General features: G+C 70.3%; 19 protein-coding genes. 10 read left to right on the forward strand and 9 right to left on the reverse strand.

The window, feature by feature from the left end:
• Positions 1–19 precede the first annotated feature (19 nt).
• From CXP56_RS10105 to CXP56_RS10120, 4 genes are all read left to right on the forward strand, one after another.
• A complete protein-coding gene (locus CXP56_RS10105) occupies positions 20–835 on the forward strand; it encodes an enoyl-CoA hydratase-related protein (protein WP_286900908.1) in 816 nt (271 codons plus the stop codon).
• A gap of 78 nt (positions 836–913) precedes the next feature.
• The gene (locus CXP56_RS10110; protein WP_028848460.1) at positions 914–1,501 is read left to right on the forward strand and encodes a TetR/AcrR family transcriptional regulator; all 588 of its coding nucleotides are present in this window, start codon (positions 914–916) and stop codon (positions 1,499–1,501) included.
• Positions 1,502–1,760: 259 nt separating this feature from the next.
• A complete protein-coding gene (locus tag CXP56_RS10115; protein ID WP_286900909.1) occupies positions 1,761–2,573 on the forward strand; it encodes an SDR family NAD(P)-dependent oxidoreductase in 813 nt (270 codons plus the stop codon).
• A gap of 49 nt (positions 2,574–2,622) precedes the next feature.
• Positions 2,623–4,149 carry an AMP-binding protein gene (locus CXP56_RS10120; RefSeq protein ID WP_038045460.1) on the forward strand — a complete coding sequence of 509 codons (1,527 nt, stop codon included), beginning with the start codon at positions 2,623–2,625 and terminating at the stop codon, positions 4,147–4,149.
• Between the two features lie 294 nt (positions 4,150–4,443).
• On the opposite strand, the gene CXP56_RS10125 is transcribed toward CXP56_RS10120, so the two are convergent.
• The 7 genes from CXP56_RS10125 to CXP56_RS10155 form a co-directional block, all read right to left on the reverse strand.
• Entirely contained in the window at positions 4,444–5,916 is a 1,473-nt protein-coding gene (locus CXP56_RS10125) for an NAD-dependent succinate-semialdehyde dehydrogenase (protein ID WP_028848458.1), read from the reverse strand.
• Between the two features lie 61 nt (positions 5,917–5,977).
• Positions 5,978–6,733: an HpcH/HpaI aldolase family protein gene (locus CXP56_RS10130; RefSeq protein ID WP_038045458.1), complete on the reverse strand. Its 756-nt coding sequence runs from the start codon at positions 6,731–6,733 to the stop codon at positions 5,978–5,980.
• Positions 6,730–7,515, reverse strand: coding sequence for a fumarylacetoacetate hydrolase family protein (locus CXP56_RS10135; protein ID WP_028848456.1), 786 nt, complete (start codon positions 7,513–7,515; stop codon positions 6,730–6,732). The genes CXP56_RS10130 and CXP56_RS10135 overlap by 4 nt, the downstream gene beginning before the upstream one ends.
• 68 nt (positions 7,516–7,583) lie before the next feature.
• A complete protein-coding gene (hpaD, locus tag CXP56_RS10140) occupies positions 7,584–8,744 on the reverse strand; it encodes a 3,4-dihydroxyphenylacetate 2,3-dioxygenase (RefSeq protein WP_286900912.1) in 1,161 nt (386 codons plus the stop codon).
• A gap of 62 nt (positions 8,745–8,806) precedes the next feature.
• Positions 8,807–10,330, reverse strand: coding sequence for a 5-carboxymethyl-2-hydroxymuconate semialdehyde dehydrogenase (gene hpaE, locus CXP56_RS10145; RefSeq protein ID WP_028848454.1), 1,524 nt, complete (start codon positions 10,328–10,330; stop codon positions 8,807–8,809).
• A gap of 17 nt (positions 10,331–10,347) precedes the next feature.
• The gene (locus tag CXP56_RS10150) at positions 10,348–11,052 is read right to left on the reverse strand and encodes a GntR family transcriptional regulator (protein ID WP_028848453.1); all 705 of its coding nucleotides are present in this window, start codon (positions 11,050–11,052) and stop codon (positions 10,348–10,350) included.
• On the reverse strand, positions 11,049–12,536 hold the full coding sequence (locus tag CXP56_RS10155) for a fumarylacetoacetate hydrolase family protein (protein ID WP_028848452.1): 1,488 nt from the start codon (positions 12,534–12,536) through the stop codon (positions 11,049–11,051). Before CXP56_RS10155 ends, CXP56_RS10150 begins: the two co-directional genes overlap by 4 nt.
• 167 nt (positions 12,537–12,703) lie before the next feature.
• Between CXP56_RS10155 and CXP56_RS10160 the strand changes: the two genes are divergently transcribed.
• The 3 genes from CXP56_RS10160 (at position 12,704) to CXP56_RS10170 (ending at position 17,878) form a co-directional block, all read left to right on the forward strand.
• A complete protein-coding gene (locus tag CXP56_RS10160; protein ID WP_028848451.1) occupies positions 12,704–14,074 on the forward strand; it encodes an MFS transporter in 1,371 nt (456 codons plus the stop codon).
• Positions 14,075–14,155: 81 nt separating this feature from the next.
• Positions 14,156–16,051 (forward strand): FAD-binding monooxygenase, encoded by a 1,896-nt coding sequence (locus tag CXP56_RS10165; protein WP_286900915.1) that lies wholly within the window; start codon positions 14,156–14,158, stop codon positions 16,049–16,051.
• Between the two features lie 135 nt (positions 16,052–16,186).
• Positions 16,187–17,878 (forward strand): thiamine pyrophosphate-binding protein, encoded by a 1,692-nt coding sequence (locus CXP56_RS10170; RefSeq protein WP_286900917.1) that lies wholly within the window; start codon positions 16,187–16,189, stop codon positions 17,876–17,878.
• Between the two features lie 75 nt (positions 17,879–17,953).
• Here the strand turns inward: CXP56_RS10170 and CXP56_RS10175 are convergent, their stop codons facing one another.
• Complete coding sequence (locus CXP56_RS10175; RefSeq protein ID WP_028848448.1) at positions 17,954–18,937, reverse strand: glucosyl-3-phosphoglycerate synthase; 984 nt, start codon at positions 18,935–18,937, stop codon at positions 17,954–17,956.
• Positions 18,938–19,334: 397 nt separating this feature from the next.
• On the opposite strand from CXP56_RS10175, the gene CXP56_RS10180 reads away from it, so the two are divergent.
• Positions 19,335–19,886, forward strand: a complete 552-nt coding sequence (locus tag CXP56_RS10180) for an antitoxin (RefSeq protein WP_286900920.1) — start codon at positions 19,335–19,337, stop codon at positions 19,884–19,886.
• A gap of 119 nt (positions 19,887–20,005) precedes the next feature.
• Here CXP56_RS10180 and CXP56_RS10185 read toward each other — a convergent pair whose 3' ends face one another.
• Complete coding sequence (locus CXP56_RS10185) at positions 20,006–20,974, reverse strand: prephenate dehydrogenase (protein ID WP_502694571.1); 969 nt, start codon at positions 20,972–20,974, stop codon at positions 20,006–20,008.
• A 162-nt stretch (positions 20,975–21,136) separates the two neighbouring features.
• Between CXP56_RS10185 and CXP56_RS10190 the strand changes: the two genes are divergently transcribed.
• Together CXP56_RS10190 and CXP56_RS10195 are read left to right on the forward strand one after the other, a co-directional pair.
• On the forward strand, positions 21,137–21,631 hold the full coding sequence (locus CXP56_RS10190) for a tRNA adenosine deaminase-associated protein (RefSeq protein ID WP_028848446.1): 495 nt from the start codon (positions 21,137–21,139) through the stop codon (positions 21,629–21,631).
• Between the two features lie 2 nt (positions 21,632–21,633).
• Entirely contained in the window at positions 21,634–22,101 is a 468-nt protein-coding gene (locus CXP56_RS10195) for a nucleoside deaminase (RefSeq protein WP_286900922.1), read from the forward strand.
• Positions 22,102–22,125: the final 24 nt, after the last annotated feature.

Consider the following 22,125-nt stretch of genomic DNA (forward strand, 5'->3'; position numbering starts at 1 on the left):
AAGAAGTAAGGACGCCACGATGACCGCGCAGTACGAAACGATCGACTACCAGGTGACGGACCCGGTGGCAGTGGTCACCCTCAACCGGCCGGATCGGCTCAACGCGTGGCTGCCGGCCATGGCGACGGAGGTGCGCGACGCCGTCACCAAGGCCGAGGCGGACAAGCGCGTCGTCGGCGTCGTCATCACCGGCGCAGGACGTGCCTTCTGCGCAGGCGGCGATCTCAAGGGCCTGACGCTCGACGACCTGCGCCATCGGCCGACGACCGGCGACGAGCGGCCCGGCTCGTCGTCCGATCCGGCAGGACCGTTCGACTACCTGATCACCCTGCGCAAGCCGGTGATCGCCGCGGTGAACGGCCCCGCGATCGGCATGGGCGCGGTGCTGGCGCTGTGGGCCGATCTGCGGTTCATGGCCGACGGCGCGTTCCTGTCCATGGGGTTCTCCCAGCGCGGCACCGTGGCCGAAGGCGGATGCAGCTGGCTTCTTCCCCGGTTGATCGGCTACTCCGCTGCGCTCGACCTGCTCTTCTCCTCCCGGCGGGTGTACGGAGCCGAAGCCTTGCGGCTGGGGCTGGTGAACGCCACCTTCCCGGACGGCAAGCTGCTCGACGCCGCCACCGGCTACGTGCGCGACCTGGCCGCCAACTGCTCCCCGGCATCGCTGGCCACGATCAAGCGGCAGGTGTACCGGGACCTGCATTCCTCGCTGCGCGAGGCGTCGGCGACCGCCAGGGAACTGTTGGCCGAGGCGGTCGAGGGCGACGACATCAAAGAGGGGTGGCAGGCATATCTGGAGAAGCGGCCGGCTTCCTACCGACGCATCGGCGAATGACACCGGGAACCGAGCCGGCCGGCAGAGCCGGTGCCACCAGGCATAGAGTATGTCCAGCCCGGTCGGGAGGATGGTGAGATGAGCAGGCGCAAGAGCCGGATGGACGAGATCGGCGAGGAGAGCCGCCGCCGCATCCTGGACGCTGCCGAAACCCTGTTCGCCAAGAAGGGGTTCGCGCGCACCTCGTTCGTCGACATCGCGGAGTTGTCCGGCATCAGCCGGGGTTCCATCCCGTGGCACTTCGACAACAAGGAAGGCTTGCTCGTCGCCGTCGTCGAGCGCGCGATCGACAAGTTCATCCACGCCGGAACGATCACCAATCCAGGACCGGAAGGCGTGCGGGAGCTCTTCGATCGCGTCAAGGAGTGGCTGCACACCCCCGCCGCCGCCATGCTTTACACGCTGCTGAGCGAGGCGATGTCGAAGGACGGCACGATCCACGAGCACTACGTACAGTTCTTCGCCAACCGCCGGAAAGCGGCGGCGAACATCCTCGCCTCGGCGGGCGCCGACCAGGGCGACGAATCGACGTATCACATCGCGGCCGTGGTCAACGGCGCCATCTTCGGCCTCGGCCTGCAGCGGCAGCTCGACCCCGGTTTCGACCTCGACGCGGCCATGGACTGGCTGGAGAAACTGGTCGAAAACATGATCAACAACAAATAGCCCCGGCGCGCCATCGCACCAGGTTCCGACCGTGTCCGCGTCATCTGTCATGGCGTATTCGCCGGTCGAGGCGCTCTGCGCGCAGTGATCATTTTGCGCACGTGCGCGCGCAGTGATCCCAATGCCTCGGGCCCGCCAGCACCGGCCGCCGTCGCATTACGTGCACTGGACCGTGATGTCACTATGTTGATTGACATAGACTAGATTGCGCGTCTAGATTCGGTGCGGGGGCGACATCCGGGCGAAGAGAGGATCGAGCGTGGCGATTCAGCAATTCGACGGTCGGACGGCATTCATCACCGGTGGCGCCGCGGGCATCGGCCTCGGCATCGCTCGCGCGCTGGCCAAGGAAGGCGCCCGGCTGGCGCTGGTCGACGTCGACCAGGCGGGCCTCGATGCGGCCAAGGCCGAGCTGAGCGAGCTCACCGCCGTCGAGGCACACGTGCTCGACGTGCGCGACCGTGATCGCTACCGCGAAGTGGCCGACGAGGTGGAGGCGAAACTCGGGGCGGTGTCGCTGCTGTTCAACAACGCCGGGGTGGCAGGCGGCGAGCCGACGACCGAGATGACCTACGAGACCTGGGACTGGATGGTCGGGGTCAACCTGTTCGGCGTCGTCAACGGCATCCAGACCTTCATGCCGCGCATGCTCGCCCGCGGCGGCGACAGCCACATCGTGAACACCGCATCCGGTGCCGGCCTGGTGGTCATCGGCGCGGGCGTGATGTACACGGCGACGAAATTCGCCGTCGTAGGCATGTCCGAGGCGCTGCGGCACGGCCTGGCCAAGCACGACATCGGGGTCAGCGTCTTGTGCCCCGGCTACGTCGACACCGACATCTTCGCCCACTCCCAAGCATTGAGCCCACGCTCCGGTGGGCGGAAAAGGGACGACCACCCGCATTCGTCCGCGCTGGCCAACGGGGTTTCCCCCGACGACGTGGGAATCATGGTGCTCGAGGCGATCAAGGAGAACCGGCTCTACATCTACACCGACGACATGATCGGCCCGTACCTGGAACAGCGGCATCGCATGCTGCTCGAAGCCCTGGAACCGGTCAGCAAGCACTAGTCAGCGTTTCTTTCTCGGCTTTCTCAGTTCTTCCAGCGCGGAGGCGTACGTGATCGACGAACCAGGCATTCTGCGGGGCGACGAATTCGTCTCGTCGCACGACTTGGACGTGCGCAGCAAGCGGGCCGCGAGCGCGTTGGCATCCCTCGGGGTGACACGTGGCGATTCCGTGGCGTTGCTGATGCGCAACGACATTCCGTTCTTTGAGGCAATGGCGGGCGCCAACATACTCGGTGTTTCCGCGGCGCCGGTGAACTGGCATCTGAAGCCGGAGGAAGTGGCCGACATCGTGCTGGACGCGCGCGCCAAGGTGCTCGTCGGCCACGCCGACTTGGTCCGGCCGCTGCTCGATCTGCTCCCGCCGCACGTCGCGGTGCGCGTCGTCCCGACCCCGGCGGACATCGGTGATGCGTACCGGATCCCGAGCGACCAGCGCGAGGTCCCGGAGGGTGCGACGGAGTGGAACGGGTGGATCGCCGGTTTCGAGCCGCGCACCGACCCGCCGGAACCCGCCCCCTCCGCGATGCTCTACACCTCGGGCACGACCGGCAAGCCCAAGGGCGTGCGCCGCGATCCGGTCACCCGGCCCACCCGGTATCACACCGAGCTGGCCAAGTTCTGCGGTTTCCGGCCGGGCGTCCGGGCGGTGGTCACCGGCCCGATGTATCACGGCGCACCACTGAACTGGGCCAACGGCTGGGTCCGGAGCAAGGGGTTCGTCGTGCTCGCGCCCAAGTTCGACCCGGAGGGCCTGCTGGCCACCATCGAGAAGTACCGGATCACGCACCTGATGCTGGTGCCGATCATGTTCAACCGCCTGCTGCAGCTGCCGGAGGAGGTGCGCAACCGGTACGACGTGTCCTCGCTGCAGCACGTGACCCAGGGAGCGGCACCCTGTCCCCGGCACGTGAAGCGGGCGATGATCGACTGGTGGGGCCCGGTGTTCTACGAGATGTACGGCAGCCTGGAGATCGGCCTGGTCACCGGGGCGGACAGTGCGGAGTGGCTGGCGCACGAGGGCACCGTCGGCAAGCCGCTGCCCGGCGTGGAACTGCGGATCCTGGACGACGAGGGCAACGAGGTCCCGCCCGGTGTGCCGGGTGAGATCTACACCAGGATCGCCGAGCAGCCGGACTTCGAGTACACCAACAACCCGGAGGACCGTCGCAGGATCGAACGTGACGGGTTCCTGACCGCGGGCGACGTCGGCTACGTCGACGAGGACGGGTTCCTGTATCTCAACGACCGCAAGAAGGACATGATCATCTCGGGCGGGGTGAACATCTACCCGCCGCAGATCGAGGAATGCTTGCTCACCATGCCCGGCGTCCGCGACGTCGCGGTGTTCGGCATCCCGGACGACGAGTACGGCGAGTCGGTCGCGGCGGCGGTCGAGCTGGACGGCACGACGCCGGTCACCGCCGACGAGGTCCGGGCTTACGTGCGTGCGCGCATGGCTTCCTACAACGCGCCCAAGGTCGTGGAGTTTCGCGAGATCCCGCGCCTGGAGTCGGGCAAGATCCTCAAGCGGCAGCTGCGGGAGCCGTACTGGCGCGGGGTGGGCCGCACGATCTGAGCCGGACAGGCTCGGGCCTGCGGTCCGCCGGCCGCAGGCCCCTGGCCACCGGCGAAGTCACCAGGACGCGGGCAGGCCGGACAGGGCCACGCGCAGCGAACAGCGCAGTTCAAGCCGGTTCGAAGTGCGCCAGCCCGTCCTGGCACCGAGCCGCCCTGGCGAGTGAGCCCGGCGGCCCCGGGATGACCGGTCACTGCCCGGGCCACCAGGACACCAGGGAGACCGGAACGCAGGGCAGGTCGGGCGGGCCATGCGCAGTGGGCGTCGCAGGCCCGCCCTCGGCCACCCAACCAATCAGGCGAACGGGTTGGGCGTCAACGTGTATTTGGTCTGCAAGTACTCGTTGATGCCCTCGGCGCCGCCCTCCCGGCCCAGCCCGGACAGCTTCCAGCCACCGAACGGCGCCGCCGCGTTGGACACCACGCCCATGTTCAGGCCCATCATCCCGCTCTGCAGCCGCTCGATCATGCGCTGCCCGCGGGCCAGGTTCTCCGTGTAGACGTAGGAGACCAGGCCGAAGTCGGTGTCGTTGGCCAGCCGCACCGCCTCGTCCTCGTCGCCGAACGTGGCGATCGGCAGCACCGGGCCGAAGATCTCCTCGCGCAGGATGTCGCTGCCCGGCTGCACGTCGCTCAGCACGGTGGCCGCGTAGAACGAGCCCGGCCGGTCCAGCCGCTGCCCGCCGGTGTGCACCTTCGCGCCTCGCGCGACGGCGTCCTTGACCAGCGCTTCGACCTTCGCCACCGCACGGTCGTCGATCAGCGGGCCGATCGTCACGCCCTCCTCGGTGCCGCGGCCGACCTTGAACGACTTCACCCGCTCGACGATCCGGCGGGTGAACTCCTCCGCCACGTCGGCGTGCACGAGGAACCGGTTGGCCGCGGTGCAGGCCTGCCCGATGTTGCGGAACTTCGCCAGCAGCGCACCCTCGACTGCCTTGTCCACATCGGCGTCCTCGAAGACGATGAACGGCGCGTTGCCGCCCAGCTCCATCGAGGTGCGCAGCACCCGCTCCGACGCCTGCCGCAGCAGGATCTGCCCGACCTGCGTGGACCCGGTGAACGACAGCTTGCGCAGCCGCGGGTCGGTGATGATCGGTTCGGACACCCCGCCGGAGTCGGAGGTGTTGATGACGTTGACCACCCCGGGCGGCAGCCCGGCCTCGACCAGGATCTGCACGAAGGCCGACGTCGTCAGCGGGGTCAGCGCGGCGGGCTTGATCACGACCGTGCAGCCTGCCGCCAGCGCCGGGGCGATCTTCCGCGTCGCCATGGCGAGCGGGAAGTTCCACGGCGTGATCAGGTAGCACGGCCCGACCGGATGCTGCGAGACGATCATCCGGCCGGTGTTCTCCGGGTTGGCCCCGTACCGGCCTTGCACGTGCGCGGCCACCTCGCTGAACCAACGCACGAACTCGTTGCCGTAGGTGACCTCGCCGCGCGACTCCGCCAGCGGCTTGCCCATCTCGATGGTCATCAGCAGCGCGAGGTCTTCGGCCCGCTCCCGCACCAGCTCGAACGTCCGGCGCAGCAGCTCCGCCCGCTCCCGCGCCGGCGTCGCCGCCCAGTCGTCGAACGCCTCGCAGGCGGCGTCCAGCGCGGCTTTGCCGTCGGCGACGGACGCGTCCGCGATCTCCTTGACGACCTCGCCGGTGGCCGGGTCGTGCACCGGCAACGTGCGGCCGCCCTCGGCCGGGCGCCACTGGCCACCGATGAACAGTCCGTCCGGCACGCCGGCCAGCAGCTGCTTCTCTCGCTCGTCGGTCATCGTTCCCGTCCTCTCCGGCCCGCCCCGCGGACCGGTCGCATCGGTCTGGGGATGGGGCAGCTCAACGGATGTAGCGCGCGGCAAGCGCCTCACTGCCCCTGGCGAGCAGCGTGACGTCGGCGCCGACGGCGACGAACGACGCCCCGGCGTCCAGGTACCGCTGCGCGAACTCGGGGTCGAACGCGTTCACCCCCACAGGCTTCCCCCGCGCCCGCACCGCCTCAAACGTGCGCAGCACGGCGGCCACGACGTCCGGGTGGGTCTGCTGCCCGAGCAGCCCCATCGAGGCGGCCAGGTCGGACGGGCCGACGAAGACCCCGTCGACTCCGTCGACCGCGGCGATCTCGCCGGCCGCCTCGACCGCGGCACCGCTCTCCACCTGGACGAACAAGCTGACGTGCCGGTCGCCATCTGCCAGGTAGCCGTCCACCCGGTTCCACCGGGCCGAGCGGGCGAGCGCCGACCCGACGCCACGGATTCCGCCCGGCGGGTAGCGCATCGCCGCGACCGCGGCACGGGCTTCCTCGGCCGAGGCGACCATGGGTACCAGGATGTTCTGCGCGCCCAGGTCGAGCACCTGCTTGATGATCACTGCGTCGTTGCTCGGCACCCGGACGACCGTGGTCACCGGGTAGGCGGCCGCGGCCTGCAGCTGGGTGAGGATCGTGGTCAGATCGTTCGGCCCGTGCTCGCCGTCGATCAACAGCCAGTCCAGCCCGGAGCCCGCGCAGATCTCGGCGACCAGCGGGCTGCCGGTGCAGCACCACATGCCGGCCAGCGGCCGGTCGGCGGCTGCCAGCGCATCACGGAAGGTCATTGGAAGCGACACGTGATCGTCCCCATCGGTCCGTAGTCGCACAGCACGCTGTCACCGCGCTCGACCCACATCGGGCGGGTGAAGGAGCCCGCGAGGATGATCTCCCCCGCCTCGAGCCGGTCACCGTGCTGGGACAGCTTGTCCGCCAGCCACGCCACCCCGGTCGCGGGATGGTTGAGCACCCCGGCCGCCACACCGGTCTCCTCGATCGTCTCGTTCCGGTACAGCAACGCCGAGACCCAGCGCAGGTCGACGTCCTCCGGCCGGGTCGGGTTGCCGCCGATCACCATCGCGCCGTAGGCGGCGTTGTCCGCGATGGTGTCGACGATCGTGCGGCCCTCCAGCTCGATGTGGGAGTTCAGCACTTCGAGCGCCGGGATCACGTACTCGGTGGCGCGCAGCACGTCGATCACGGTACGCCCGGGACCCTCCAGCGGGGCGGAGAGCACGAACGCCAACTCGACCTCGATGCGCACGTTGGAGAACGCGTCGAACGGGATCGTCGACCCGCTGGTCCACACGGTGTCGGCGAGGACGACCCCGTAGTCCGGCTCGCTGATACCGGTCGCCGACTGCATCGCCTTCGACGTCAGCCCGATCTTCCGGCCGGCCAGCCGCCGCCCGGCGGCGAGCTGGCGGTCCCGCCAGGTGCGTTGGATGGCGTAGGCGTCCTCGACGTCGGCCTGCGGGTAGCGGGCGGTGATCCGGGGCACCACGGTCCGCTTCCGGTCGGCCTCGGCGAGCTCGTCGGCGATCGCGGTGATCACGTCGGGTTCGAGCATGAATCTCCCTCGAGCTAGGCGGTCAGGGGCGAGCGAGGCTCAGCGCTGGTGACCCAGCGTGTGGCGACTCAGAGCTGGTGGCCCAGCTTGTACTCGCCCTGCTTCCACTCCGGCAGCGGCTTGTCGTCGTCCTTGCGGGTGTAGGAGAACCCGTCGGCGCCGATCGTCACCGCCATTTCCGAGCTGTCCGTGCGAGCGACCACCGGCTTCGGGTTCCCGTCCAGGTCGAGCACCAGCGACGCGTCGGTGTACCAGCTGGGCACCACCGGGTTGCCCCACCAGTCACGCCGCTGGTTGTCGTGCACGTCCCAGGTGACGACCGGGTTGTCCGGGTCACCGGTGTAGTAGTCCTGCGTGTAGATCTCCACGCGGTGGCCGTCCGGGTCGCGCAGGTACAGGTAGAAGGCGTTGGACACGCCGTGCCGACCGGGGCCGCGCTCGATGCAGTCGGATCGGCGCAGCGCGCCGAGCTTGTCGCAGATCGCCAGGATGTTGTGCTTCTCGTGCGTGGAGAACGCGACGTGGTGCATGCGCGGCCCGTCACCGCCGGTCATCGCGGTGTCGTGCACGGTCGGCTTGCGCCGCATCCACGCCGCATACACCGTGCCCTGGTCGTCCTGGATGTCCTCGGTGACCCGGAACCCGAGGTGCTGCATGTACGACACGGCCCTCGGCACGTCCGGGGTGACCTGGTTGAAGTGGTCCAGCCGCACCAGCGCGCCCGGCGTGTACAGGTCGTACCGCCACGCAAGCCGCTCGACATGGTCGACGTCGTAGAAGAACTCGTACGGGAAACCGAGCGGGTCCTCGACGCGCACCGTGTCGCCGACGCCCTTGACCCAGCCGTCCTTGCGGCGCTCGACCCGGCAGCCGAGTTCGGAGTAGAACGCGACCGCCTTGTCCAAGTCCTCCGGCGAGCGCACCCGGTAGGAGAACGCAGCCACCGCGGGCACCGGGCCCTGTCGGAGCACCAGGTTGTGGTGGATGAACTCCTCGAGCGTGCGCAGGTAGATCACCCCGTCGGTCTCCTCGGTGACCACGAGGTTCAGCACGTCGACGTAGAACTCGCGCGCGGCCGCGAGGTCGCTCACCACCAGCTCCATCGACGCGCACCGCAGCACGTCCGGTGGCGGCACCGACGGCTTCGGCACGGGGTTGTCGCACACGATCGGGGCTTCCTGCGACACGTAGAACCCGGAGGAGGTCAAGGTCTTGTCGTTCTTGGTCATCTCAGGCGTCCTTGCTCTGATCCGTGGCACGACTGCGGGGCACCGGAGGTGAGCGCCGGTGCTCAGTCGCGCTCCGCCTTGCCGAAGGTGGGGTTGTGCACCTTGCCGAGCGTGATGTGCACGGCCTGCTGGTGCGTGTAGAAGTCGATCGACCGGTAGCCCCCCTCGTGGCCCAGTCCGGAAGCCTTGATGCCGCCGAACGGGGTGCGCAGGTCACGCACGTTGTTGCTGTTCAGCCAGACCATGCCGGCCTCGATCGCGTGCGCGACGTTGTGTGCGCGCTTGAGGTCGTTGGTCCACACGTAGGCGGCCAGCCCGTACTTGGTGTCGTTGGCCAGCGCGATCGCCTCTTCCTCGGTGTCGAACGGCGTGATCGCGACGACCGGGCCGAAGATCTCCTCCTGGAAGATCCGCGCGGTGGGCGGCACGTCGGCGAACACCGTGGGCTCGACGAAGTTGCCGGTGGGGAACGCCTCGGGACGGCCGCCGCCTGCCACCAGCTTGCCCTCGGTCTTGCCGAGCTCGACGTAGCTCATCACCTTCTCGAAGTGCTCCGGGTGCACCAGCGCGCCCACCTCGGTGGCCGGGTCGTGCGGATACCCGACCCGCACCCGCTTGGCCTGCTCGGCGTAGCGCTCGACGAAGGTGTCGTAGATCTCCCGCTGCACGAGGATCCGGGAGCCGGCGGTGCAGCGCTCGCCGTTGAGCGAGAACACGCCGAAGATCGTGGCGTCGACGGCGGCTTCCAGGTCGGCGTCGGCGAACACCACCGCGGGACTCTTGCCGCCGAGCTCCATGCTCAGGCCCTTCAGGTGCGGCGCGGCATTGGCGAAGATGATCTCGCCGGTGCGGCTTTCCCCGGTGAACGAGATCAGCGGCACGTCGGGGTGCTTGACCAGCGCGTCCCCCGCCTGCTCGCCCAGCCCGTGCACCAGGTTGAACACGCCCTGCGGCAGCCCGGCCTCCTCGAAGATGCCCGCCCACAGCGACGCCGACAGCGGCGTGAACTCCGCGGGCTTGAGCACCACGGTGTTGCCGGTGGCCAGCGCGGGCGCCAGCTTCCACGACTCCAGCATGAACGGGGTGTTCCACGGCGTGATCAGCCCGGCGACGCCGATCGGCTTGCGGTTGACGTAGTTGACCTGGCGGCCGGGCACCTTGTAGGCGTCGTCGGCCTGCGCCACCACCAGGTCGGCGAAGAACCGGAAGTTCTCCGCCGCGCGCCGTGCCTGGCCGAGGGCCTGGGTGATCGGCAGGCCCGAGTCGAACGACTCCAGCTCGGCCAGCCGCTTGTCGCGGGACTCCACGATGTCGGCGATCCGGTTCAGCACGCGCGCCCGTTCGCGTGGCAGCATCCGCGGCCACGGGCCGTCGGTGAACGCCCGGCGCGCGGCCCGCACCGCCCGGTCGATGTCGGCCGCGCTGCCCGCCGCGCATTTCACGTACGTGGTGTTGCCGACCGGCTCGAGCACGTCGAACGTCGCGCCGTCGATCGAGTCGACGTGCTCGCCGTCGATGTAGTGCTGGATCCGGTCGGGCAGGTCCGCTGGGACGTGGCCAACCGCTGGCTCGTTGACGGTGCTCATGGACGTACCTCCTGACGTCACAGGTCGGGCAGCCGGACCGGCTGGTCGGGGTGGGTGTGGCTGAGGAGCGCTTGCAGCGTGCCCGCGCGGTGGCGGCGCATCGCGTGCTCGATCTCGTGCGCCGGGGCGCGCCGCTCGATCAGGTCGAGCAGCGCGTCGTGCTCGCGCACCGACTCGCGCGCCCGATCAGGCACGAACGCGAAGATCGAGTCGCGCATGTTGCCCAGCCGCGCCCACTCGGCCTCGATCAGCTCGATCAGGCGCCGATTGGGGCAAGCGCGGTAGAGGATTGCGTGGAACTTCTGGTTGAGCACGGTGAACGCGTGCGGGTCGAACCCGAGCGGCGGGTCCAGGATCTCCCGCATGTGGTCGTTGACCTCACGGGCGCGGCGCAGGTCGTCCGGCTTCAGCGTCGGCGCGGCCAGCGCCACCGCGGCCGCCTCGATCAGGCTGAGCGCCTGCATGCTCGCGCTGTAGCGGTCCTCGTCGAGCATCGCCACGTGCGCGCCGACGTTCCGCTCGAACGTCACCAGGCCTTCGGCCTCCAGCTGCCGGATCGCCTCGCGCACCGGCACCACGCTCATGCCCAGCTCGGCGGCGATCGTGCCGAGCACCAGCCGGTAGCCGGGAGTGAACTGGTGGTTGGCGATGCGCTCCTTGATCCACTGGTAGGCGCGCTGCGACTTGCTCTGCTTGGCCGCCTTGGTCTCTGCTTCGGTCACGCCTTCCCCCGCTGCTGCTCGTACCGGGCCCGCCAGGTGGCGTTCATCGGGAACAGCCCGTCCACCGGCTCTCCCGCGGCGACCTGCTCGGCGATCCAGGCGTCCTCTTCCTCCTGCGCCAGCGCGGCGTCGACGACCTCCTCGACGAGCGCACGCGGGATGACCACGACGCCGTCGTCGTCGCCGACGATCACGTCGCCGGGCTGCACCGTCGCGCCACCGCAAGCAATCGTGACGTCGGTGTCCCACGGCACGTGCTTGCGGCCCAGCACCGCGGGGTGCCTGCCGGCGGCGAACACCGGGAGGATGCCGGCGACGGCGGCGGAATCACGGACACCGCCGTCGGTCACCACACCGGCCGCTCCACGGGCGCGGGCGCGCAGCGCGAGGATGTCGCCGAGCGTGCCCGAGCCGGTCTCACCGCGCGCCTCGATGACGATGACCTCGCCCTCGCCGACGCTGTCGAAGCACCGCTTCTGGGCGTTGTAGCCGCCGCCGTGGCTGGCGAACAGATCCGTGCGATGGGGCACGAAACGCAACGTGCGGGCGGTGCCGACCAGTTTGACGCCCGGCTTCAGCGGAGCCACGCCGTCGATCGTCACGTCGTTCAGGCCGCGTTTGCGCAGCTGAGCGGACAATCCGGCGGTCGGGGCCGCCTCGAGCTTGGCGCGCAGCTCCGGCGCCAGGCCCTCCGGCGGCAGTCCCGCGGCCTGGCGTGAACCCCACGCTTCGATCCGCTGCCGGTCGTCGGCCTGCGGCAGCGACCCGAGCGCGGGGTCGAACGGGGTTTGCCCCTGAGCGACGGTGGTGACGAGCCGCCCGGTGGTCGCCCCGGAAGCGGGCTCGTCGACCTCGACCTCGACGACGTCGCCGGGGCCGACGACGCTGGAGCCCGCGGGCGTCCCGGTGAGGATGACGTCGCCGACCTCGAGCGTCATGTGCTGCGACAGGTCGGCCACCAGCTGGGCGAGCGGGAACAGCAGCTTCGCGGTCGTGTCCTCCTGCACGAGGCGACCGTTGACCCATGTCCGCACCCGCAGTCCGGCGGGGTCCAGCGACGCGGCGTCCAACAGCGCCGGGCCGATCGGGGTGTATCCGTCCCGGCCCTTGGACCGCACGTTCGAGCCCTTGTCGGCTGCGCGCAGGTCGTAGACGCCCAGGTCGTTGGCCGCCGTCACCCAGCCGACGTGCCGCCACGCCTCGGCGAGCGGGACGCGCCGCGCCTCGGTGCCGATCACCAAGGCGATCTCGCCCTCGAAGGCCAGGAGCTCGGTGCCCGCCGGGCGCTCCGCGGTGCCGCCCGACGGCGCGAGAGAGCTCGACGGCTTGAAGAAGTAGGAGGGATGGGCTGGCCGACGCCCACGCTGCTCGGCCCGCGAGGCGTAGCTGAGGTGGACGGCCACGATCTTGCCGGGCCGGCGCGGCAGCACACCGAAGCGGCTGTCGCTCGCGGGATCCCCGGCGGACTGCTGCGGTGAAGTCATGAGCTCCCTTCACACCCTTGTGTTGTATCCGAAATCGTATACGATACCCGCGCAGAGGGGCAAACGGAGCGCAGCAGGGCAAACGGCGCACCAGGCCCCGGCACACGCGATAACGACGTCACCCCAGTCGTCTGACACCGACGTCACGACACCCAGCGGGAGTTCTCATGAACACCTCGGACGCCACCAACGGCGGTGGCATCAGCGCCAGAGAGCGGCGCCGCGTCGTCGCTGCCACCGTCGTCGGGACCACCGTCGAGTGGTACGACTTCTTCATCTATTCCTCGGCGGCCGCACTCGTGCTGCCGACGTTGTTCTTCGAGGGCCTCAGCGGTCCCGCGGCCACCATCGTCGGGTTCACCACCGTCGGCATCAGCTTCCTGTTCCGGCCGTTCGGCGCTTTCCTCGCCGGCCACCTCGGCGACCGCTACGGCCGCCGGGTCGTACTCGTGTTCACGCTCGTGCTCATGGGTGCGTCCACCGCGCTGATCGGTGTGCTGCCCACGTACGAGACCGCAGGCGCCATCGCGCCGATCCTGCTGATGCTGCTGCGCGTGCTGCAGGGCATCTCGGCCGGTGGTGAATGGGGCGGCGCCGCGCTGATGGCGTGCGAGCACGCACCGGTGGACAAGCGCGGCCTGTTCGGCGCGGGCCCGCAGATCGGTGTGCCGCTCGGTCTCATCGGGTCGGCGGGCGCGATGGCGATCATGAGCCAGATCGCCCCCGGCGACGAATTCCTCGAGTGGGGCTGGCGGGTGCCGTTCCTGCTGTCGGTGGTGCTCATCGGTGTCGGCTACTACGTGCGCCGCAAGGTCGAGGAGAGCCCGGTCTTCACCGAGATCAAGCGGCGGGCGGCGCAGAGCAAGACCCCGATCGTCCAGCTGTTCCGCAGGCACACGGTGCTGGTGCTGCTGGCCGCGCTGGTGTTCGCGGGCAACAACTCCGTCGGCTACATGACCACCGGCCCGTTCCTGCAGAACTACACCATCAACCCGGACGGGCCGCTCGGCCTGCCCCGCGCCGACGTGCTGTGGATGGTCGTCGGTGGCGCGGTGGTGTGGCTGATCTCCACCCTGGTGGCCGGCTGGGTCAGCGACAAGATGGGCCGCCGCAACACCTTCGTGCTCGGCTGGGTGCTGCAGGCCGCCGGTGTGCTGGCGCTGTTCCCGCTCATCCACCTCGGCTCGATCGCTTCGGTGTTCGCCGCGTTCGCCGCGCTCAGCGTCGGCCTCGGCTTCACCTACGGCCCGGTGTCGGCCTACTACGCCGAGCTGTTCCCGGCGTCCATCCGGTTCTCCGGTGTCTCGATCGCCTACGCGATCGGGTCGATCGCCGGTGGCGCGTTCGCCAGCACCATCGCCCAGGCGCTGCTGGAGGCCACCGGCAGCACCGGTTCGGTGACGATGTACCTGCTCGGGATGACCGCGGTCGGACTTGTCGCGACCTTGCTCATCCGCGACCGTTCGGGTATCCCGCTCGGGGCAGACCACGAGGATGTGCAGGCAGCCAGCCCGATCCTGGGAGCAAGCCGGGCATGAGCCGGTCGTATCCCGGCACGGCGACCGCGGTGACCGCCGCGGCCGCCGTGCCGTGCAGGCAAGAGCAGTAAGGAGCACCTGATGCAGTTCCACCACCACGGCTACGTCTCCGCCGACCCGCGCGTCCTGCCCGCCGCGGGCACCGGCATCGACCGGCCCTCGGAGCTGCCCGACGAGATGGACGTGCTCATCGTCGGCTCCGGCCCGGCAGGCATGCTGCTCGCTGCGCAGATGTCGCAGTTCCCCGAGGTCGTCACGCGGATCATCGAGCGGAGGGACGGCAGGCTCAAGCTCGGCCAGGCCGACGGCATCCAGCCGCGCAGCGTGGAGACCTTCCAGGCGTTCGGGTTCGCCGAGCGGATCATCGCCGAGGCCTACAACATCGGCTGGATGAACTTCTGGGGCCCCGACCCGGAGGATCCGAGCCGGATCGTGCGCACGTCGCGGACCGAGGACTACGGGTACAAGATCAGCGAATTTCCCCACCTGATCGTCAACCAGGCCCGGGTGCTCGACTACTTCGCCGAGGCGGCGCGCAACGGTCCGGCTCGGATCGTGCCGGACTACGGCGTCGAGATGGTCGACCTGAAGGTGCTGGAGGACGGCGACTACCCGGTGGAGGTCACCGTCCGCTACACCGCGGGCGAGCGGGAAGGCGAGACCCGCGTCGTGCGCGCCAAGTACGTCGCGGGCTGCGACGGCGCGCACAGCCGGGTGCGCGACGCCATCGGCCGCAAGCACGTCGGCGACTACGCCAAGCACGCGTGGGGCGTGATGGACGTGCTGGTCAACACCGACTTCCCGGACTGGCGGATCAAGTGCGCCATCACGTCCCAGGCGGGCAACATCCTGCACATCCCGCGGGAAGGCGGCTACTTGTGCCGGATGTACATCGACCTCGGCGAGGTGGAGCCGGAGGACTTCGAGCGGGTGCGCAAGACCCCGATCGAGGAGATCATCCGCCGGGCCAACGCGATCCTGCACCCGTACTCGATCGACGTGCAGCAGGTCGCCTGGAACAGCGTCTACATCGTCGGGCACCGGGTGACCGACAAGTTCGACGACGTCCCGGAAGGCGCGGACCGCACACCACGGGTGTTCCTCGCCGGCGACGCCTGCCACACGCACAGCGCCAAGGCGGGCCAGGGCATGAACGTGTCCATGCAGGACGGCTTCAACCTCGGGTGGAAGCTCGGCCTGGTGGCCAGCGGCCGTGCCCCGGAGTCGCTGCTGCACACCTACTCGGCGGAGCGGCAGCCGGTGGCCCAGCAGCTGATCGACTTCGACCGCGAGTGGTCGTCGCTGATGGCCCGCAAGCCGGAGGAGATCGAGGACCCGGACGAGCTGGCCAACTACTACCTGGCCACCGCGGAGTTCCCGTCCGGGTTCATGACCAAGTACGAGCCGTCCATGATCGTCGGCACCGACGAGTACCAGCACCTGGCCACCGGGTTCCCGCTCGGCATGCGGTTCAAGTCGGCCAAGGTGACGCTGGCCTGCGACGGCAACGTCATCCACCTGGGCCACCACGCCAAGGCCGACGGCCGCTGGCGGGTGTACGCGTTCGCCGACCGTCCCGGCCCGCACGAGCCGTCCGCGCTGCGGGAGTGGGCGGAGTGGATGGGCACGGCGGAGGACTCCCCGCTGCTGCGCCACACGCCGCCGGACGCGGATCCGGACTCCGTGCTGGACGTGAAGGTCATCTACCAGCAGGGATTCGCCGACATCGACGTCACCAAGGTGCCCGCGGTGTTCCGGCCGAAGTCGGGCCCGCTGGGCCTGGTCGACTGGGAGAAGGTGTTCGCGGCGAAGCCGACGGTGTGGTGCGACACCGACATCTTCGAGGAGCGAGGACTGTCGCGCGACGGCGTCGTGGTCGTGGTGCGGCCGGACCAGTACGTCGCGGCGATCCTTCCGCTGACCGCGCGCGCCGAGCTCGCCGAGTTCTTCTCCCGTAGCCTGCTCCCCCAGCGTTGACGTGCGGTCGCACCCCGATCGCACCGCATGCGCACAGCCGGCTGCACCGCCGGCGCGGCAACGGCCGGTAGCCACCGCCGGTGGCGCCCCGGGCAACCCTCGGGGCGCCACCCACACAACCTCACGGAGGTTCGCGTGACCACCCTCTCCGCACACGTCGCCCACACCCTGTCCCGGCACGTCGACCACGTCTTCGGGGTGATGGGCAACGGCAACGCCCACCTCATCGACGCGCTCGAGCGCGGCACCGACGTCGGCTACACGCCGATGCGTCACGAGGTCGGCTGCGTCGTGGCCGCCGATGCCTACTTCCGGGCGTCCGGCAGGCTGGCCGCCGCGACCGCGACCTATGGCGCCGGGTTCACCAACACGATCACCGCGCTCGCCGAAGCGGCCCAGGCCCGGGTGCCGCTGATCCTGATCGCGGGCGAAGCGCCCACCTCCGGGCACCGCCCGTGGGACGTCGACCAGATCGCGCTCGCCTCGGCGGTCGGGGCCCGCACCTACACCGTGGGGCGGGCGGACGCAGGCGGCACGGTGATCCTCGCCGTCGAGCACGCCCTGAGCTATCGCGTGCCCGCGGTCCTCGCCCTGCCTTACGACGTCGTGACGACGGAGGTGGTGACGACCTCGACCCAGGGCGGGGCGGCGGAGACCGAGCCACCCGAGCCGCGGCTGCTGGACCCGCTGCGGCCGACCGGTCCGTTCGCCGAGGCCCAGGTGCGGAGGTTCGCCGAGCGGCTGGCGAGCGCGCAGCGTCCCCTGCTGCTCGCCGGGCGGGGTGCATGGCTGTCCGGGGCAGGGCCGGTGCTGCGGCAGGTGGCCGACCGGCTCGGGGCGCTGACGACCACGACCGCGCTGGGGCGTGGCCTGTTCGACGACGCCTACGACCTGGGCGTGGCCGGCGGCTTCGGCGCCGACGGGGCGATGAAGCTGGTGGCCGAGGCCGATGTCGTGCTGGTGGTCGGGGCCGGGTTGAACCAGTTCACCATGCGGTTCGGGCAGTTGTTCGGGCCCGGTGCCGAGGTGTTGCAGGTCGACGTGGCCGGGACCGCGACGCACCCGTTCGTCAGCGGCTACGTGCGCGGTGACGCCCGGCTGGTGACGGAGCGGTTGCTCGACGAGCTCGACCGGATCGGGGCCAAGCCGAGCGGATGGCGGGAATCGGTGGACGTCGCCGCCGCCCGCGCCTACGAGCCCGGGGAAGACCTGGCGCCGGACGGGCGGCTCGATCCGCGCAGCACCGCCCGCCGGATCGCCGAGCTGCTGCCGGAAGACCGCGTGGTGGTGTCCGACGGCGGCCACTTCATCGGCTGGGCGAACATGTACTGGCCGGTCGCCTCGCCGGACCGGATGATCATGGTGGGCACCGCGTTCCAGTCGATCGGGCTCGGGTTCCCGAGCGTGGCCGGTGCGGCCAGGGCGAAGCCCGAGTCGACGGTCGTGCTGACCACCGGCGACGGCGGAGGGCTGATGGCGGCCGCCGACCTGGAGTCCGCGGTGCGGGTGGCCGGCGGCCGCGGGATGGCGGTCGTGTGGAACGACGGCGCGTACGGCGCCGAGGTGCACGTCTACGGCCGCCAGGGCCTGGCTCGCGCGCCGATGGTGATCGACGAGGTCGACTTCGCCGCGCTTGCCCGCGCAGTGGGCGCGGAAGGCGTCGTCGTGCGCAAACTGGACGACCTCGACGCGCTCGCCGAATGGCGTGAGCGGCCGCCGCAGCAACGTCCGTTCCTGCTGCTCGACTTGCGCGTCTCCCCCACGGTCGTGGCGCCGTATCAGGAGGAGATCCTGCGCGCGAACACCTCGGCACGTCCGCCGTCCTGATCGCGGCCCGACGGGACCGCACAACGGCTGAGGTCGCCGCCCGTCCCGCCGCCGAAGGTCAGGGCGGCCGGACGCTCAGACCGCACGGCTGCGCAACGACCGCAATGGCGGTCGGTAGGCCGTGGTCAGCTGGCTGACCACCGGCTCTGCCGCGGAGCCGCGCCGGAACTGGGTGAGCGTGGTGGCTGGCTGGTCGACCGGAATCATCCGGCCGTAACGCTCCAGCCGGTCGTTGACGGTGAGCATGATCTGGCCGGCCATCACGCCGAGGTCGTGCAGCGACTGGTGCCGGTGCTTGCGCTGCCCCAGATCCACCTGGGCGAGCGCGTCCAGGCCGACCAGCTCGTGCAGATCGATCAGGTGGCCGATCTCGACGCCGTAGTGCGCCATGAACGGGATCTGCTCCAGCACGTCACGCCTGCCCGCGTATTCGCCTGCCAGCGGCTGGACGAAGCCGGCGAGCGACGGCCAGTGCATGTTCAGCAGCGGCCGGGCGACCAGTTCGGTGACCCGCCCGCCTGCGTCCTGTTGGACCTCGTCGGCGCCGACGAACGGGCGCCGGTAGAAGCCCTTGACGTAGACCACCGACTCGTCGGCCAGCAGCGGCCCGACCAGCCCGGTGACGTAGCTGGCGGAGAACTCGCGCAAGTCGCCGTCCACGAAGACCACCAGGTCGCCCGAGGACGCGGCGACCCCCTTCCACAACGCCTCCCCTTTGCCGTACATCGGTGGCAGCTGGGCCAGGACGTCCTGCTCGGCGACCACGGTCGCCCCTGCTTCGGCGGCCACCCGCGCGGTGGCGTCGGTGGACCGCGAGTCGACCACCAGCAGCTCGTCCACCAGGCCGGCGCCGTCGACCAGCTCCCGGCGGATGGTGCGGACGATCTCGCCCACGGTCGACGATTCGTTGCGGGCCGGGATGACCACGCTGATGGTGGTGGCGCCTTTCCACGCCAGCAGGTCGTCCAGCGCCCAGTCGGCCGCGCGGCTGGTGCGCCGCCGCAGCCACTGCTCGACCTGCCACGACAGTGCGGTCACTCGGTTCGCCTGGTCCGTCATCTCGGCCTCCCCATCGTCGCCCGCCGGCGCGAGTGCCGACGGTCGGTGCCGCAACAGTGGGTGATGCGGATTTCCCGCCTGAGCCCGTGAGGGAACGGTCGTGTTACAGCGCGGCCGGTCGCGACCGGTGCCGCGTCGCACGGCCCGGTCACCGACAGGGCCCGGCCGAGTGAACTCGGCCAGTCGGAGGTTATCCAACGGCCATCGTGGGCAACCCACCCGACGCGTCCCCTCCGGCCGGGGGATCTCGCGTTGCGGCGCGACCTCGCCCCGGCTGGGATGGACGCGACGGGAGCCGACACCGCCGGGTAGCGAGCCCGGGCGACGGGTGCGAAGCGCCGCCCGGGCTCATCGCGGTGCCGGACGACGACCCCGGCCCGGCCGGGAACGAGGAGGAATGCACGCCATGGTCGACTTCGGCAAGCTCGCCAACAAGGCCAAACAGGCACTCAGCCAGCACAGCGACAAGGTCACCGGGGGGATCGACAAGGCGGCAGGTTTCGCCAAGGAGAAGTTCAAGGGCAAGGCGGAGGCCATCGAGAACGTGGCCGAGAAGGCCAAGGGCTTCGTGGCGGGCCAGAGCGGCAAGGGGGATGCCCGGCCTACCGACGAAGCCGGCGGGGGCGGGCACAGCAGCAAGGGCGCGAGCGACCATGGCTCCGCCGGGCGCGGACCCGGCAGCCCACAAGGCTCGGACACCCCGTCCACCGGCCGCGGACCCGGCAGTCCACAAGGCTCGAGCACGTCATCGACCAGCCACCGCCCAGGGAGTGCCACCGCGGACGACCAGCCCAGCACCACCGGCCGCGGACCCGGCAGTCCACAAGGCTCGGACACCTCGTCCACTGGGCGCGGACCCGGCAGCCCGCAGGAAGGCAAGGGCAGCTCCAGCCCCGGCAAGTCCGACCGCGAATCAGCCGGCGACCAGAACACCTATCGGTGGGACTAGGTCAGGCACAGCTTTCGCAGGCTTCCGGCACAGGAACGCGGCGACCGCACCCACTCGGGCCTCTCGTCGCCGATCTGCTGGCCGGGAGCCTGCGTCGTTTCATCCGCGCCGCACAGCGCTCACTGCTCACTCGGACCTGGCACCCGCCCGATCGCTGCGCCGCCTTCCACCTTGGTGATCCGCCCGCCTTGCTCGCCCAGGGCCAGGAGCGCTTCCGCGGCGTCCGGAGCCCGCAGGTCGATGCGCACCGACGTGGAGGCGGCCGCGCGCAGCGCGGCGAGGGCGCGCCTTGCCTCGTGACCGGCCTCGATGGTCGCGGCGAGCGATCCGGTCGACGCCAGGGATCCGCGCGCAGCACCCAGCATCCCCAAAGCCGCATCCAGCGCAGGCAACAACGCCGCGCGGTTCCCTTCGGTCATGGCACGCACCAGGTCCACCCTGGTGCCCGCCACCCGCGTGCCGTCGGTGAACGACCCGGCCGCGAGCGACAGCGTCAGCGGGCCTGCCTCCGCACCGACCGCGGCGAGCACCGCCGCCAGCACGTGCGGCAGATGCGAGATGCGGGCAACCGCGGCGTCGTGCAGCTCCGGCGTCACCGGCACGACCTGCGCGCCGAGCTCCAGCGCCAGGTGGGCGATCTCCGCCCACCACGCCAGCTCCGTGCCGTGCGCCAGGCACAACGCCCACGCCGCGCCGTCGAACAGATCCGCCCGGCCGGCCGACCACCCCGACTCGGCCGTCCCCGCCATCGGATGCCCGCCGACGAATCGGGCCTCCGGCACCGCACGGCGGACGATCTCCTGCACCGGCTGCTTGACGCTGACCACGTCGGTGAGCAGTACGCGCGGGGCGTGCTCCGCGACGTCGCTCAGCACCGACTCGACCGCGGTCAGCGGCACGGCAATGACGACGATCGCGTCCCGCTCCGCCGCCCGGCTCAGCGCCTCGGGCAGGGACGTGGTCGCGTCGAAGCCCTCCGCTCGTGCTGCCGCGACATCCTCCTCGGACCTGGCCGCACCCCAGACCTGCCGTTCCGCCTTGGCTGCCGCACGCAGCACGGAACCGCCGATCAAGCCGAGTCCGACCACACACACGTCGCGCACAGTGCGCCAGTGTGCCCTATGCCACTGACGGTCCGGCCGGGGGCCGCCGTCGACGCAACCGCCGGTTGGCCGACGCGCTGATCTCGCGCATTCCGCCAATTGGGCCTACCGTGGCGTCATGACGGCAGCATTCGCCGGGGACATGCGATGACTGCTCGAGAACCGGTCGCCGGCTTCGCGATGGCAGCCGCCCTGGAACGGGGTGCCTGGTGGTGCAATCCGCTCTCCACGAACGCCCTGACCAGCCTGGACACCGCGCTCACCGAAGTGCGCGCCATCGCCGTGGAAGGGGCGGTGCTCGGCCTGCTGAACGTCGACGACGAGTTCTTCGTGCTGCTGCGCCCGGCGCCCGGAGGGGCAGAACTGCTGTTGTCGGACGCCTCCGCCGCGCTCGACTACGACATCGCCGCCGACGTGCTGGATATGCTGCGTGTGCCGACGCCCGACGAGGACGACGACGCCGTCTGGCCGGAAGGTGACCTGGCCATCGTCGCCGACCTGGGGCTGCCAGCCGAGGAGCTCGCGATGATCGCCGGTGACATGGGCCTCTACCCGGACGAACAGCTCCGGATGATCGCGCAGCGGTGCGGCTTCGGCGACCAGTACGACGAAGCGGTGAAACGGACAGCCAAGCGACCCTGACCATGCCGGTGGAACCCGAGAAGGCGATACGCGCCGCGCTGGCCCACGCCCAAGCGGCCGGTGACGCCGACGTGCCCATCGGTGCCGTGGTGTTCAGCCCGAAGGGAGAGCTGCTGGCGGGCGCGGCCAACGCGCGCGAACGCCTCGGCGATCCCACCGCGCACGCGGAGATCCTGGCGCTCAGGCAGGCGGCCGCTCAGTGGGGCGACGGGTGGCGGCTGGAAGGATGCACGCTCGCGGTGACCGTCGAGCCCTGCACCATGTGCGCGGGCGCGGTCGTGCTCTCCCGGGTGTCCCGGTTGGTCTTCGGCGCCTGGCAGCCGCGCACCGGCGCGGTCGGCTCGCTGTGGGACGTGGTCCGTGACCGCAGGCTGAACCACCGGCCGGAAGTCCTCGGCGGTGTGCTGGAGGACGAGTGCGCCGCGCTGCTGGAACGATTCTTCGCCGGACACCGTGACACCTGCGAGTGAACCCGCGGCACGGCTCGTCGCTTT

This window comes from Thermocrispum sp., assembly GCF_002919275.1.
GTDB lineage: Bacteria > Actinomycetota > Actinomycetes > Mycobacteriales > Pseudonocardiaceae > Thermocrispum > Thermocrispum agreste.